The organism is Streptomyces sp. NPDC107471 (assembly GCF_055582845.1).
On record NZ_JBVJPC010000006.1, the window covers coordinates 225,689 to 240,243 of the forward strand.

A 14,555-nucleotide genomic window follows, 5' to 3' on the forward strand; every position below is an offset into this window, starting at 1 on the left:
ACGCCCCCGACACGTCAGGCCGGCCGCAGGCACCTGCGCAGGCGTCGCCGTGACCGCAGACGCCCATAGATCCCCGGTCCGTCCACCCCTTCCTCGGCGCCCCCGAATTCCGCTGTCCGCACCGGCGTGTTCGCCCGTCGTGGTGGGCTGCCGAGGGCTCGTCCCAGCGTTCTGGCCAGGTAGGGTCGCCGACATGACCGATTCCGCGGACGCCCCCGAGAGCCGACGGCCGCGCAAGCGAGTGCACTACGGGGAGGGGCGCGAGGCCCTGCTGAACGCGGCGGTGCGGGTGGTGGCCCGGGGCGGACTGCGCAGGCTCACCTACCGCGCGGTCGCGGAGGAGGCGGGCGTCACCCACGGGCTGGTGGTCCACCACTTCGGCTCGCGTGACGCCCTGATCGAGGAGACGCTCGCCCACACCATCCGCACCTCGCTCGACACCAGTGCCCTCGAACCCGGCACCGGCAAGGTCGAGGACTTCTCCTCGGGCGTGTCCGAGATGGTCACGGCGGATCCCGACAAGCAGGCGTTCCAGTACGAGCTGTTGCTCGAATCCCGCCGCAGGCCGGAGCTGCTGCCGCAGATCCGCGCCCTGTACGACGAGTACTTCGACGCCACCCGCCGCGAGCTGAACCGCATGCTCCCCGCGGGCACCGACAGGGCGCTGGCCAGGCTGGTCTTCGCGGCCCTGGACGGCCTCGTCCTGCACCAGCTCGTCCTCGGCGAGCCCGACGTCACCGACGCCGCGATCGACGAACTCCGCTCCCTGCTCAGGCTGCTCGACGCCGACGGCAACCGAAACGCCCACGACGCCCCCGACGCCACGCCCGACGGCGACGACGGACGCGACCCCCACACCTGACACGGCCGTGCCCGCCGGCGCGATGCTCGTCCTGCTGATCGGGCCCGCCCACCGCGACCGCAACACGTTCGGTTCGGGTGGAACAGCACGGCTGCGCGGGGCAGATCCTCGCCCGTGCGGAGGCGGCCGTGGTCCTGGCCGCGCTGGTGGCCCGGTTCCGCACGATCGACCTCGCGGGCAGGCCCACGCGCGCACACCGAGTTCCTCCGTAGCGTCACCCACCTGCCGATCCGGCCGGCCTGACCCGCACCGGCGGACCGGGGACCGAGCCGCTCGCGGCCCCGCGGGAAAATCCGGCCACCTGACGGGAAACCGCGCCGAACCCCTTGCCAAACGGATAGTTCCGACCCACCATGAGGCAACTCGTTTGGCTCGAAACAATTTCCCGCCCCTCCCCGCTCCCGGCAGGTGATTCGAGTGGACAGTCAGACAGCGGTCAGCACGGAGACCGCTTCCGATCCCTCCACGGCAGGCAGGCTCAAGCCCAACTCGCTCGGCGTCCTGGGCATCCTGTTCTTCGTCCTTTCCGCCCAGGCCCCGCTGACCGGCATCGCCGGTGCCGTCCCCATCGCGGTCGGCATCGGCAACGGGGCCGGCACCCCCGCCGCGTACCTCGTGGCGGGCGCCGTGGTCCTGCTGTTCTCGGTCGGCTTCGTCGCCATGGGCCGCCACGTGGTGGACGCGGGCGCCTTCTACACCTACATCGGCAAGGGGCTCGGCCGCCCGACCGGCTCCGGCAGCGCCGGTGTGGCCCTCTTCGCCTACTGCGCCATCCAGGCGGCCATGTACGGGCTGTACGGCGCCACGGTGAGCTCCCTGGTCGAGCACTACACCGGCACCCATGCGGCGTGGTGGGTCTGGACCCTGGTCACCATGGTGATCGTGCAGGTACTCGGCGCCTCCGGCATCGAGATGGGGGCCCGGATCCTCACCGTGTTCGTGCTGGCGGAGTTCAGCATCCTGATCGTCTTCGCCCTCGTCACCCTCTTCAAAGGCGGCGGTCCCGAGGGCCTCGGGTTCACCGACAGCTTCTCGCCCTCGGCCGCGCTCCAGGGCGCCCCGGGTGTCGCGCTCATGTTCGCCGTCGCGTCGATGTTCGGCTTCGAGGCCACCGCCATCTACGGCGAGGAGGCCCGCGAACCGCGCAGGACCGTCCCCCGGGCCACCTACCTGTCCGTCGCGGTGGTCACCGGCTTCTTCGCCTTCACCTCGTGGATGCTGATCTCCGCGCACGGCGCGTCCCACGTCACGGCCGAGGCGGGCAAGGCCCTGGAGAGCGGGGACGCAGCCGGCTTCGTGTTCGCGCCGATCGCCGCGCAGTTCGGCGGCTGGGTCGACGACGTCCTGCCGATCCTGCTGGCCACCTCCCTGTTCGCCGGCATCCTGGCCTTCCACAACTCGGCCAACCGCTACCTGTTCTCCCTCGGCCGCGAACGGCTCCTGCCGCATGCCCTGACCGCCCTCAACCGCCGGCACTCGCCCTGGACGGCCGGCATCGTGCAGACCGTGCTGTCGGTGCTGCTGGTGATGCCCTTCGCCCTCCTGGGCAAGGACCCGGTGCTGACCCTGTTCTCCTGGTTCAGTGGCGTGGCGGTGCTGGCGATCATGCTGCTGTACTTCCTGACCTCGGTCTCGGTCATCGTCTTCTTCCGTCGGTCGGGCGTGGACAACCGCCCCTGGAACACGGTGATCGCCCCGGTCCTGGGCGCGCTCGGCATCGCCGGGGCCATCTGGCTCATCGTCGAGAACTTCACCACGCTCATCGGCGGCGACCGCACCACCGCGATATGGCTCCAGCTCGCCGTCCCCGCGGTCCTGGTCGTCGGCCTGGTGGTCGCGCGGGTCACCAGGAGCGGGGCGGCGGCCGCCGGCTGACCCCGCGGTGAGGTGCGGCCCGGACCTCCCCGCCGGGCCGCACCCGCGGCGCTCGGGCCGCCGTCACACGGGGGTGTTCGCCACCCGGTCGAGGAACGCGTCGGTCAGGCGCCCGGCGTTCTCCCGTGCCACGGATTCCAGGGCCCGGCTGCGGGCGAGCAGCTCCTCCGGATCGACACCCTGCCGCACGCACTGCTCCCTGCCGCCGAGGTCGAGATACCGGCGCACGACCGTCGTGGTGATCTCCGGGTGGAACTGCACCCCCATGCTGCGACCGGACCGGAAGGCCTGCGCGCACACCTCGTTGCGGGCCACCTCCACAGCCCCCGGCGGCGGGGCGCAGCGGTCGTAGTGCCACTGGAACCAGGGCCCCTCCGGCACGAGGGAGGGGTCGTCGCTGTCGATCCGGGTCCAGCCGATCTCGGGTCGCGGCGCCGGTCCGACCGAACCGCCGAGCGCGGTGGTCAGGGCCTGCGCGCCGAAGCAGACGCCCAGTACCGGGACGCCGAGGCCGTGGGCCTTGCGCAGCAGGGTGAGTTCGCCGCCGATCCAGGTGCCGACCGCCGTCTCGTCGTACACCGACCAGGGGGCGCCGAGCGACACGACCAGGTCCCAGTCGTCGGGCGCGGGGAACGTGAAGGAGACGTCCGGCGCGTGGTGGCGCTCCGCGGGCACGACGGTCACGGTCGTGAGGTCGTACCCGCGCTCCTGGAGTCGTGCCCCGATCAGTCCGGGCTCGGTCGCGTGGTCGTGCATGAGGACGAGTGCGCGCACGGCGGGTGCTCCTTTCCGTTGCCGGGGGCCTCTTGTGCCGGGGCCCGGGCCGATCATATCGTTTGGATTCAAATAATATCTCGGAGGTCTTCCATGCCAGACGTCACGCACGAGGAGTGGCTGCGCCGGGCCAAGGTGCTGGACGTGTCCGGTGCCCATCACATCGACGGGGCCGACGACCCCGGCGGGGGAGCGGCCTTCACCCTCGTCTCGCCCCGCGACGGCCAGGCGCTGGCCCAGGTCGCGGACGCGGGACGGGTCGAGGTCGACCTCGCCGTGCGGGCCGCCCGGCGGGCCTTCGACTCGGGCCCGTGGCCGCGCCTCGCCCCCGCCGAGCGCGGCCGGATGCTCCTGCGCATCGCCGACCTGATCGAGGAGCGACGCGAGGAACTGGCCCTGACGGTCAGCCTGGAGATGGGCAAACCCGTCACGGACGCGTACGGCATCGAACTGCGCGCGCTCGTCAACACCTTCCGCTGGTACGGCCAGCTCGCCGACAAGCTCACCGACGAGTCCCCGCACACCGCCCCCGACGCCCTCGCCCTCGTCACCCGGGAACCGGCCGGTGTCGTCGGCGCCGTCGTGCCCTGGAACTTCCCCCTGACGCTGGCGGGCTGGAAGGTCGCCCCGGCGCTCGCGGCCGGCTGCACGGTCGTACTGAAGCCGTCGGAGAACTCCCCGCTCTCCGGGCTGCTGCTGGGCCGCCTCGCCACCGAGGCGGGACTGCCGCCCGGCGTCCTGAACGTGGTGGGCGGCAACGGGCCGGTGGCCGGGCGAGCGCTCGGCCTGCACCCCGACGTCGACGTGCTGGCCTTCACCGGCTCCACCGCCGTCGGCCGGCACTTCCTGCGCTACTCCGCCGACTCCAACCTCAAGCGCGTCTGGCTGGAGCTGGGCGGCAAGTCGCCGAACATCATCCTGCCCGACGCCCCCGACCTGGAGCAGGCGGCGGCCACCGCCGCCTGGGGCATCTTCTTCAACCAGGGCGAGATGTGCACCGCTCCCTCCCGGCTCCTCGTGCACTCCTCCGTCGCCGAACAGGTCACCGAGGCCGTCGTCGCGCGGGCGCGGGAGCTGCGGGTCGGGGACCCCCTCGACCCGGCCACCGAGATGGGCGCCCTGGTCACGGAGGCCCACCTGGCCCGCGTCGAGGACCACATCGCCACCGGCCTCGACGAAGGGGCCCGGCTGCGCGCCGGCGGCGGCCGCACCCTGACCGGGACGGGCGGCAGCTTCCTGGAGCCCACCGTCTTCGACCGGGTCGGCCCCGGCATGCGGCTGGCCCGCGAGGAGATCTTCGGCCCCGTCCTGTCCGTGCTCACCTTCGACGACCTCGACGAGGCGGTACGGCTCGCCAACGCCACCGAGTACGGCCTCGCCGCCGCCCTGTGGACCTCCGACCTGTCCACCGCCCACAAGGTCTCCCGCGCCCTGCGGGCCGGCACCGTCTGGGTCAACTGCTACGAGGAGGGCGACCTGACCGTGCCCTTCGGCGGCATGAAGCAGTCGGGCAACGGCCGTGACAAGTCCGTGCACGCCCTGGAGAAGTACACCGAGCTCAAGACGACCTGGATCCAACTGTGAACCCGGAGCACAGGTCCGCGCGGCCTCTGATCGCGATCCCCGCCCGTTTCTCCGCCACCACGTCCGCCCTCCGGTACGCCGCCGAGGTCAACGCCCGCGCGCTGGTCGAGGCCGTGTGGCGGGCCGGCGGCGAACCGGCGGGCATCCACCCCGCCGCCGGGGACGTCCCGGCCCGCCTCGCCCGCTTCGACGGCGTCCTGCTCCCCGGCGGCGGCGACCTCGCCCCGCACCGCTACGGTGCTGACGGCACCCACGCGGCCGTCTACGACGTCGACGACCTCCAGGACGCCTTCGACCTCGAAGTCGCCCGCGCCGCACTGGACTCGGGCCTGCCCCTGCTGGCCATCTGCCGCGGCCTCCAGGTCGTGGACGTGGCCCTCGGCGGCACCCTGGAACAGCACATGGAGAGCGACCACCGGCACCTCGTCCACCCGGTCACGATCCGGCGCGGCACCCTGCTGGAACGGGCCACCGGCGCTGAGAAGACCGACGTCTCCTGCTACCACCACCAGCGCGTGGACCGCCTGGGCAAGGGACTCACGGCCACCGCGCACGCCGCCGACGGCACGGTGGAGGGCCTCGAACTCCCCGACGCCCGAGGCTGGTTCACCGCCGTCCAGTGGCACCCCGAGGACACGGCCCACGAGGACCCCGCCCAACAGGGCCTGTTCGACGCCCTGGTCCGAGCGGCCCGAGACGGGGGCGGTCGCATCGCTCGGCGAAGGCGGACCTCCCCGCGGTGACCGAGGTGGGAGCGGCGTCCGTCATGGAGCGACCGGCACCTGTGGCCTTGGCCCCGACAGCACGCCACGGCCCCGTACACGCCGTCGCCGGTGGCGTGGCACGAGCCCCGGGCGCCGCAGCGGTGCTCGGTCGCGGCCCGGCGGGCGTACCGCATACCGCCCCGCAACACCCGAACAGGCCCTCCGATGATGCGGGCGGCGACCAGGCCCTCGCCGCGGCCCTGTGCCGACTGCTCGCGGCCCGCCCGGCGCCCGGGGCGGCTGCGTCAGGACCCGTGGAGCGCGGGTGAAAACCCTGTGGAAGCGGTGTCAGTGGGGCCGTTTATGCTGCACGGACGATCACGCGGGACCAGGGGAGGGCGCGTCATGTTCGGCAAGCTGTTCGGCAGGGACACGGAGAGACCGGAGGAGAATCCGTACGCCCTGCCCGTCCCGCGCAGGCAGCGGAACGGGACGTATCCGCTGCGCGCTCTCGGGGACACGCGGGTGCTCGCGCTGGTGGAGGCGGCCGACGCCGGTGACTGGACGGCCGTCAAGGCGGCCCTGGCCCCCTTCGACCTCGGCCGTGACCACAAGGTCCTCGGCGAGTTCGCCGAGTTGGACGGTGTGCAGGACTGGATCGGCAAGGCCGTCGAGGAGGACGCGGAGCACCGGGCGACCGCCCTGCTGATATCCGGTACCCGGCACGTCAGTTGGGGCTGGGAGGCCCGCACCTCCGCGCGCGCGGTGAACGTCACGCAGGAGCAGTGGCGCGTCTTCCACGAACGGCTGGAGATCGCCGAGGAGCAGTTGCTCGCGGCCGCCGAACTGCGGCCCGACTGGATCACCCCGTGGAGCCGCCTCCTCACCTCGGGTCGCGGCATGTCCCTGGGCCCGGCGGTCAACGAGACCCGGCGCGACGCAGCCCTGCGCCGCGACCCGCTGGACCTGGAGACCCACATCGGGTGGGTGTCCCAACTCCAGCCCCGCTGGGGCGGCGAACCGGGCCAGGCCCTGGCGTTCGCCCGCGAGGCCTTCGCCGGCGCGCCCGACGGACACCGCCTCGGCTGCGTGATCGCCATGGCCCACATCGAGGAGTGGGTGGAGTCGGACAGCCAGGACCACCTCGACACCCCCCAGGTACAGGAGGAGTTGAGGGAGGCGGCCCGACGCAGCATCCTGCACCCCGCCTACGGACGACCCCTCGGCTGGCAGCAGGACTTCAACATCTTCGCCATGGCCCTGGCCCTGTCCTCCGAGAGCATCGTGGCCCCGCGTGTCTTCCACGAACTGGGCGGCGCCTACACCTCGTGGCCCTGGACGTACATGGCGCAACCGGAGAAGGCGTACGCCCGCTTCCGGCGCCGCGCCTGACCCGCCCGCCCTTCGTCGACGACCTCACCCCGGACTGCCCGATGACTCTGCCCGACACCCCTTCGAACCCGGCCGGCGCCGACCGCACCTTCCAGGTGGACCTGCGCGGCCTCGTCGACCTCCTCTCCCACCACCTCTACTCCAGCCCCCGCGTCTACCTGCGCGAGCTCCTCCAGAACGCCGTGGACGCGCTGACCGCCCGGCACAACCTCCAACCGGGCGCCCCCGCCGACGCGTTCGGCATCCGCCTGTACGCCGACGGCTCCGTGGTGCGCGTCGAGGACGACGGCGTCGGACTCACCGAGGCCGACGTGCACACCTTCCTCGCCACGATCGGCCGCAGCAGCAAGCGGGCCGACCGCATCGCCGAACAACGCGCCGACTTCATCGGCCAGTTCGGCATCGGCCTGCTCTCCTGCTTCCTGGTCGCGGACGAGATCCACGTCGTGAGCCGTTCCGCCCGCACCCCCGACGCACCCGCCGTGGAGTGGCGCGGACGCGGCGACGGCAGCTACACCGTCCGCACCCTGCCCGCCGCCACCCGCCCCCGCCCCGGCACCACCGTCACGCTGACGCCCCGCGCCGACGCCGGCGAGTGGACCCGCCCGGCCCAGGTGCACGCGCTGGCCCGCCACTTCGGCTCCCTGCTGCGCCACCCGGTCACCTTCGACGACGGCACCGCTGGCCCCGGCGGCCCGGGCGCGCCCGTCAACCCCGAGCCCGCGCCCTGGGCGCGCACCCACCCCACCCCCGGAGCCCGCTCCCGCGCCCTGGCCGCCTACGGCGAGGAGGTGTTCGGGTTCAAGCCGCTGGACACCATCGAACTGGACCTGCCGGCCGTGGGTCTGAAGGGCATCGCCTGCGTGCTGCCCGAGGCGGTCCCCGCCGGCCGCCGCCACGGCCACCGCGTGCACGTCAAGGGCATGCTGCTGTCCGAGCAGGCCGAGGAGATCCTGCCCGACTGGGCGTTCTTCGTCCGCTGTGTCGTCGACGCCGAGAGCCTGCGCCCGACGGCGTCCCGCGAGTCCCTGTACGAGGACGACACCCTCGCCGCCGTACGCGACGCCCTCGCCGAGCACCTGCGCGCCTGGATCGCCAAGGCCGCCGCCAGCGACCCCGAACTCCTCGGCCGGTTCCTCCAGGTGCACCACCTGGCCGTGAAGTCGCTCGCCGTGCACGACGACGAGATCATGAGGATGCTGCTGCCCTGGCTGCCGTTCGAGACCACCGACGGACACGCCACCCTCGACGAGTTCGCGCGCACCCACCGCACCGTGCTCGTCACGTCGAGCGTGGAGGAGTTCCGCCAGGTCGCGGCGATCGCCTCGGCCGCCGGACTCGGCGTCGTCAACGGCGGCTACACCTACGACCGCGCCCTGGTCCACCGGCTGCCCGAGGTCCGCCCCGAGGTCACCGTCGCCGACCTCGACCCGGCGACCCTCACCGCCCACCTCGACCCCGTCGACCGGGAGACGGAGCTGGCCGCCGCGGCCTACCTCGCCCAGGCCCGTGACGCCCTCGCCGTCTTCGACTGCGATGTCGCGCTGCGCACCTTCCAGCCCGCCTCCGCCCCCGCCCTGCTCCTCGACAGCCGCGAGGCCCGGCACGAACGCACCCGCTCCCAGCTCGCCCGCGAGCAGCAGGGCGGTGTGTGGGGCGACATCCTCGGCGCCCTGCGCCAGGAGGCCCCGCGGGCCCAGCTCATCCTCAACCAGCTCAATCCGCTGGTGCGCACCGCCGTCGCCATCGACGAGCCCGAGCTGGCCCGCACCAGCGCCGAAGCCCTCTACGGACAGGCCGCGATGCTGTCCCGCCGCCCGCTCAGGCCCGCCGAGTCGAGCCTCATCAACCGCTCCTTCCTCGACCTCCTCGCCCACGCCCTCCGCAAGGACCGCTGACGATGCCCACCGTGATCCAGACCACCGACGAGCTGTACCAGGCGCTCCAGGAGAACGACGAGCGTCCCTACGGCCGCACCCGCACCGTCACCGCCGAGGAACTCGTCGACGCCGCCGAGCAGTTCGCGGAGCCCGTACCGCTCGTCCACGCCCTGCTCGAACTCCAGGAGGCGTACACCTACGGCTCCGAGCCGCGGAAGTCGCCCGTCGTCTTCGCCCGGCTGCTCACCCTCTTCGACGAGCAGCCCGACGTGTTCGACGACCGGCTGCGGCACATGATCTTCTGGCGGTTCAAGTGGGTGGGCCACGCCCTGCGCCAGTTGCCCGAGATACCGCTGGCCAGCCTGCGCCAGTGGCTGACCGAGATGCGCGACCGCTACGAGAAGGCCGGCCTGGGCCTGCAGCCCTACTACGGACAGGCGTACCAGCTCGCCGCCCACGTCGGCGAGGACACCGCCCTCGCCTACGAGCTGTGGGCCGGCCGCACCCGCACCCGGCTCAGCGACTGCGAGGCCTGCGAGATCTGCGAGCGCGCCCTGTTCCACCTCGTGGCCGGCGACGACGAGCGGGCCCTGCGCACCTGGGAACCCGTCCTGAACGGCAAGGAGTCCTGCCAGGAGGAGCCGTCCCGCTCCATCTCGTACGCGCTGCTGCCCCTGCTGCGCACCGGCCGCGCCGACCGGGCCCGCGAACTGCACCTCGTCGGCTACCGCGGCTGCCGCCGCAACCCCGCCATGTCCGGCGAGGTCGGCCGGCACCTGGAGTTCTGCGCACTGACCGGCAACGAGGCCCGCGGTCTGGAACTGCTCGCCGAGAACCGGAACCTGTTCGACGAGGTCGACTCGCCCCTGGACCAGCTCCACTTCCTCACCGGCGTCGAGGTCCTGCTGCGGCGCGTCGAGCACCTCGGCCACGGCGACCTGCCCGCCGCCGGCTACCCCGGCCGCACCTGGACGGTGGCCGGGCTGCACGCCGAGGTCCAAAGCCGCGCGGACGACCTCGCCGCCCGCTTCGACGCCCGCAACGGCACCTCGACCCACACCGACCGCCGCAGGGCCCGCCTCGACCGGGCCCCCCTCCTCGACGCGCTGGAACTGACCCTGCGCACCCGCAGCCTCGACGACGTCGCCCCGGCCGCCCCGGTCGCCGCGCCGGCCCCCCGCGGCGCCGCCGCCCTCCCCGACGACCTGGCCGAACTCATCCGCCAGGCACGGCAGTCCGAGGAGCAGGGCCACCCGGACGCCCGGCCCCGCTTCGTCCGGCTGCGCACGCTCGTCGCCGCCCGCGACTACACCCACCCCGACGACCCCGCCGTAGGGCCCCTGGTCCGGCTGCGCGCGGACCTGCTCGCCGACGAGGCGAGCGAGGCCGGCAACAAGGACCGGTTCGCCGAGGCCGCAGCCCTCCACGAGGAGGCCGCGGGCCTCTACGACGACGCCGCCGAGCCCGGCCACGCGGCTGTCGCCCGCGCCTGCGCCCTGTTCGCCACCGCCCAGATCCCCGGGGAGGAGGCCGACGAGGCCAAGGCGGCCGCACTGACCGACGTCCACGCGTCCCTGGTCCGCCTGCACGAGGAGGCGAGCGGTCTCGCCCCCTACCAGGAGGCCCGCCTGCTGCGGCTGCGGGCGACCGCGCTCGGCCTGCGCCTCCAGACCACGGGCAGCAAGGAGCACGTCGCGCCGGTCTTCGCCGAGGCGGACCTGCTGCACGCCTTCGCCACCCGACACGACCTCGACGGGCAGATCTCCGGCGCCCTGCTCCTGCGGGCCAGCACGCACGCCATCTCCGGCGACCTGCCCGCCGCCGTCACCGAGATCGACGCCCTCCTCGACCGACTGAAGGCGCAGGGCCCCGCCTGGCACCTGCCCCGCACCCTCGGCCTGCGCGCCCGGCTCCAGCTCGCCCTCCGGGACCCGCAGACCGCGCACACCGACCTCACCGAAGCCCTGCGCCAGGCCGCCGAGTGGCCCTCCGACACGGTCGACCTGACCCGCCTCCACGGCGATCTCGCCGAGGCCTGCATGCACCTGGGCCGCCCCGAGGAGGCCCTGCGGCACCTGACGCGTTCGGCGGAGATCAGCCTCCGCGACGGCGACCGCATCGACGCGTTCTGCACCTACAGCAACGCGGCCCAGCTCAGCCTCGACCTGGGCCGCGTCGAGGACTGCATCGCCCTGCTGGACTCCCTGCTGACCGAACCGGACGTCACCGCCGGAGAACTGGACGACCGGCTCGCCGCCCAGCTCCGCCTCACCCGCGCCCGCGCACTGCGCGCGGGCGAGGACATCAAGGCCGCCACGGCCGAGTTCGCCGCCCTCGCGGCCGAGTCGGCGGGCTGGGACGACGACCCCGGCAGCCACGCCATGATCGCCGCCGAGACGGCCGTACTCCTCGGCGAGTCCGGTGAGTTCGGCTCCGCCCGCGAGGCCGCGGACCAGGCGATCGCCGCCCACGCCAAGGCCCCCCGCTACGAACTGCTCAGCAACTGCCTGCGCGAACTCGGCCGGCTCCAGGCGCAGCAGCGGGGCGCCGACGGCCTGACCGACGCCCTCGCCTACCTCGCCGACGCCGACCGGATCGCCGACGAGGCCCGCGCCGCCGGGTACGAGGCCGCCGGCCGTTCCCTGGACAGCGCCCTGGCCTACGAGCACGGGCGGGTCAACGCCTACGCCGGCGCGTACGAGGACGCGCTGGCCGCCCTGGAGAAGGCCCTGACCCTGCTCGGCGAGCCGGGCCCGGGGGACGACCGGGCCGGCGAGTGGGCCGAGTGCGTCCGCCTCGCGGGCGCCGTGGAGGGCCTCTACCTGGAACGCCCGGCTCCCGCCCTCACCCGCCTCGACGCGGCGATCGCCCTGCTGACCGCCGCGGGCCACACCGAGGAAACGGAGTCGCTGACCTCTCTGGCGGCCCGGTTGCGCGACGAGGAGTGACACGGCGGCCGGCCCGCGGGACCCGTTCCCGTTCCGCGGGCCGAGCCCGGTGTCATAACCTCGGGAAGCAGACATCGGGGGCCCGGTACGTCCGTCCACGCTGAGGAGGCGATGGTGCTCGGAAAGGGCACGTGGTTGATCGTGGGTGCCATGATCGTGGCCTGGATGGTGCTGTCCGGCCCCAGCGCCCCGAGCGGAGCCCTCGACGCCGGATCACTGCCCCCCGAACCGGTCGAGCCCGTGGTGCCGAACCGGGTCATGACCTGGAACCTCTGCAACCCCTGCGAGACGGGCAACGACGACCGGGCCGCGGAGATCGCCCGCTTCGCGCCCCAGGTCGTCGGCCTGCAGGAGGCGTGCGTGAGCGACGTCGAGAAGATCCGCGACTACCTCGAGAACCTCCACGGACTCGTCTACCACGTCGAGTACGCGCCGGTCCTGCAGAGCTGGGGCCGTTGCGGGGGAGCGCCCTGGAACCCGGGCGGCTACGGCGAGGCCATCCTCTCCGTGGCCCCGATGAGCGACGTCGTCGCCGAGGAGTACCCCGACGGCGGCTCCGAGGACCGCGGGTACATGGCGGTCACCACCACCGTGGGCGGCCACCGGGTCCGCGTCTTCAACACCCACCTCGCCGAACGACGCCAGGAGGCGGTCCGGGCGGACCAGGTCGGCGTGCTCGCCAAAGAGGTCGCCCGGCACGACCGCACCATCGTCATCGGCGACTTCAACTCCGTGCCGGACGGCTACGAACTCACCCCGATGTGGAAACTGGCCGCGGACGCGGACCCGCAGTGCCGCCCGGGAGCCGGCGGCGCCTGCGAGCCGACCACCGACTGGCAGAGCAAGTTCGACTACGTCTTCCTGCGCGGCTACGCCCCCGTCCGCCACCGGGTCGACCCGAACCCGGTGTCGGACCACCATGTCCTGTACGCGGACGTGAACCCGGCCTAGGGGACGCCCGGACCTCGGCCTAGAAGAACCCGAGCTTCTTCGGCGAGTACGACACGAGCAGGTTCTTCGTCTGCTGGTAGTGCTCCAGCATCATCTTGTGCGTCTCCCGCCCGATCCCCGACTGCTTGTACCCGCCGAACGCGGCGTGCGCCGGGTAGGCGTGGTAGCAGTTGGTCCAGACGCGGCCCGCCTGGATCGCCCGGCCCGCCCGGTACGCGGTGTTCATGTCCCGGGTCCACACGCCGGCCCCGAGGCCGTACAGCGTGTCGTTGGCGATCTTCAGGGCGTCGTCGAAGTCGTCGAAGGAGGTCACCGAGACGACCGGGCCGAAGATCTCCTCCTGGAAGATCCGCATACGGTTGTCGCCCTCGAAGATGGTCGGCTGGACGTAGTAGCCGCCCTTCAACTCGCCGTCGTACTCGATGCGTTCGCCGCCGGTGAGGACCTTCGCGCCCTCCTGCCGGCCGACGTCCAGGTAGGAGAGGATCTTCTCCAGTTGGTCGTTGGAGGCCTGGGCGCCGATCATCGTGTCGGTGTCGAGGGGGTGCCCCGGCCTGATGAGCTCGGTGCGGGCGACGGCCGCCTGGAGGAACTCGGCGTAGTTGCCGCGCTGGATCAGCGCCCGGGACGGACAGGTGCAGACCTCGCCCTGGTTCAGGGCGAACATCGTGAACCCCTCGAGTGCCTTGTCCCGGAAGTCGTCGTCCCGCGCCCAGACGTCGTCGAAGAAGATGTTCGGCGACTTGCCGCCGAGTTCCAGGGTGACCGGCTTGATGTTCTCCGAGGCGTACTGCATGATCAGCCGCCCCGTGGTCGTCTCGCCCGTGAACGCCACCTTGTCCACCCGCGGACTCGACGCGAGCGGCTTGCCGGCCTCCACCCCGAAGCCGTTGACGATGTTCACCACACCCGGCGGCAGCAGGTCCGCGATCAGGCTCATCCAGTAGTGGATGGACGCCGGGGTCTGCTCGGCCGGTTTGATGACGACCGCGTTGCCCGCCGCGAGGGCCGGGGCCAGCTTCCACACCGCCATCAGGATCGGGAAGTTCCACGGGATGATCTGCGCGACGACACCGAGCGGCTCGTGGAAGTGGTACGCCACCGTGTCGTCGTCGATCTCGCCGAGCGAACCCTCCTGCGCACGGATCGCCCCCGCGAAGTACCGGAAGTGGTCGATGGCCAGGGGGATGTCGGCCGCCAGCGTCTCGCGCACCGGCTTGCCGTTCTCCCAGCTCTCCGCGACGGCGAGCTTCTCCAGGTTCGCCTCCATACGGTCGGCGATCCTGAGGAGGACGTCGGAGCGTTCCGTCACCGAGGTCCGGCCCCAGGCGGGCGCGGCGGCGTGCGCGGCGTCCAGCGCCCGCTCCACGTCCTCGGCGGTACCGCGCGCCACCTCGGTGAAGGGCTGCCCGTTCACCGGCGACGGGTTCTCGAAGCACTGCCCACGCGCCGGCGGCACGTACTCGCCACCGATGAAGTGGTCGTAGCGCGCCTGGTAGGAGACGATCGCGCCCTCGGTGCCGGGTGCCGCGTAACGGGTCATGCTGGCCAGCCTCCTTCAGCAGCGCCGCCCGCCGTCGGGCGG

11 protein-coding genes are annotated in these 14,555 nt (G+C 72.8%); 9 read left to right on the forward strand and 2 right to left on the reverse strand.

All coding sequences use genetic code 11. The annotated features are described in order from the left end of the window. Nucleotides 1-193 precede the first annotated feature (193 nt). The 3 genes from ACZ66S_RS22195 (at nucleotide 194) to ACZ66S_RS22205 (ending at nucleotide 2,737) form a co-directional block, all read left to right on the forward strand. Nucleotides 194-862, forward strand: a complete 669-nt coding sequence (locus tag ACZ66S_RS22195) for a TetR/AcrR family transcriptional regulator (protein ID WP_469903233.1) — start codon at nucleotides 194-196, stop codon at nucleotides 860-862. 77 nt (nucleotides 863-939) lie between these two features. After that, nucleotides 940-1,074 carry a hypothetical protein gene (locus ACZ66S_RS22200; RefSeq protein ID WP_469903234.1) on the forward strand — a complete coding sequence of 45 codons (135 nt, stop codon included), beginning with the start codon at nucleotides 940-942 and terminating at the stop codon, nucleotides 1,072-1,074. A gap of 205 nt (nucleotides 1,075-1,279) precedes the next feature. Then, on the forward strand, nucleotides 1,280-2,737 hold the full coding sequence (locus tag ACZ66S_RS22205; RefSeq protein WP_469903235.1) for an APC family permease: 1,458 nt from the start codon (nucleotides 1,280-1,282) through the stop codon (nucleotides 2,735-2,737). A 63-nt stretch (nucleotides 2,738-2,800) separates the two neighbouring features. On the opposite strand, the gene ACZ66S_RS22210 is transcribed toward ACZ66S_RS22205, so the two are convergent. Then, a complete protein-coding gene (locus tag ACZ66S_RS22210) occupies nucleotides 2,801-3,511 on the reverse strand; it encodes a type 1 glutamine amidotransferase (RefSeq protein ID WP_469903236.1) in 711 nt (236 codons plus the stop codon). A gap of 93 nt (nucleotides 3,512-3,604) precedes the next feature. Here ACZ66S_RS22210 and ACZ66S_RS22215 point away from each other — a divergent pair, with 93 nt between their 5' ends. The 6 genes from ACZ66S_RS22215 (at nucleotide 3,605) to ACZ66S_RS22240 (ending at nucleotide 12,970) form a co-directional block, all read left to right on the forward strand. Continuing rightward, nucleotides 3,605-5,095, forward strand: coding sequence for an aldehyde dehydrogenase (locus ACZ66S_RS22215; protein WP_469903237.1), 1,491 nt, complete (start codon nucleotides 3,605-3,607; stop codon nucleotides 5,093-5,095). After that, nucleotides 5,092-5,838, forward strand: coding sequence for a gamma-glutamyl-gamma-aminobutyrate hydrolase family protein (locus ACZ66S_RS22220; protein WP_469903238.1), 747 nt, complete (start codon nucleotides 5,092-5,094; stop codon nucleotides 5,836-5,838). The genes ACZ66S_RS22215 and ACZ66S_RS22220 overlap by 4 nt, the downstream gene beginning before the upstream one ends. 366 nt (nucleotides 5,839-6,204) lie before the next feature. After that, nucleotides 6,205-7,191: a hypothetical protein gene (locus ACZ66S_RS22225; RefSeq protein ID WP_469903239.1), complete on the forward strand. Its 987-nt coding sequence runs from the start codon at nucleotides 6,205-6,207 to the stop codon at nucleotides 7,189-7,191. A 41-nt stretch (nucleotides 7,192-7,232) separates the two neighbouring features. Then, a complete protein-coding gene (locus tag ACZ66S_RS22230) occupies nucleotides 7,233-9,089 on the forward strand; it encodes an HSP90 family protein (protein WP_469903240.1) in 1,857 nt (618 codons plus the stop codon). A gap of 2 nt (nucleotides 9,090-9,091) precedes the next feature. Then, nucleotides 9,092-12,019, forward strand: a complete 2,928-nt coding sequence (locus ACZ66S_RS22235) for a hypothetical protein (RefSeq protein WP_469903241.1) — start codon at nucleotides 9,092-9,094, stop codon at nucleotides 12,017-12,019. Nucleotides 12,020-12,130: 111 nt separating this feature from the next. Beyond that, complete coding sequence (locus ACZ66S_RS22240; RefSeq protein ID WP_469903242.1) at nucleotides 12,131-12,970, forward strand: endonuclease/exonuclease/phosphatase family protein; 840 nt, start codon at nucleotides 12,131-12,133, stop codon at nucleotides 12,968-12,970. 19 nt (nucleotides 12,971-12,989) lie between these two features. Here the strand turns inward: ACZ66S_RS22240 and exaC are convergent, their stop codons facing one another. Then, nucleotides 12,990-14,513, reverse strand: a complete 1,524-nt coding sequence (gene exaC / locus ACZ66S_RS22245) for an acetaldehyde dehydrogenase ExaC (RefSeq protein WP_469903243.1) — start codon at nucleotides 14,511-14,513, stop codon at nucleotides 12,990-12,992. Nucleotides 14,514-14,555 lie beyond the last annotated feature (42 nt).

What these genes read in the sequence shown, in the direction of transcription:
- ACZ66S_RS22235 (WP_469903241.1), top strand. Translation starts at nt 9,092, where the DNA reads ATGCCCACCGTGATCCAGACCACCGACGAGCTGTACCAGGCGCTCCAG.
- ACZ66S_RS22240 (WP_469903242.1), top strand. Translation starts at nt 12,131, where the DNA reads ATGGTGCTCGGAAAGGGCACGTGGTTGATCGTGGGTGCCATGATCGTG.
- ACZ66S_RS22230 (WP_469903240.1), top strand. Translation starts at nt 7,233, where the DNA reads ATGACTCTGCCCGACACCCCTTCGAACCCGGCCGGCGCCGACCGCACC.
- ACZ66S_RS22225 (WP_469903239.1), top strand. Translation starts at nt 6,205, where the DNA reads ATGTTCGGCAAGCTGTTCGGCAGGGACACGGAGAGACCGGAGGAGAAT.
- exaC (WP_469903243.1), bottom strand. Translation starts at nt 14,513, where the DNA reads ATGACCCGTTACGCGGCACCCGGCACCGAGGGCGCGATCGTCTCCTAC.
- ACZ66S_RS22215 (WP_469903237.1), top strand. Translation starts at nt 3,605, where the DNA reads ATGCCAGACGTCACGCACGAGGAGTGGCTGCGCCGGGCCAAGGTGCTG.
- ACZ66S_RS22195 (WP_469903233.1), top strand. Translation starts at nt 194, where the DNA reads ATGACCGATTCCGCGGACGCCCCCGAGAGCCGACGGCCGCGCAAGCGA.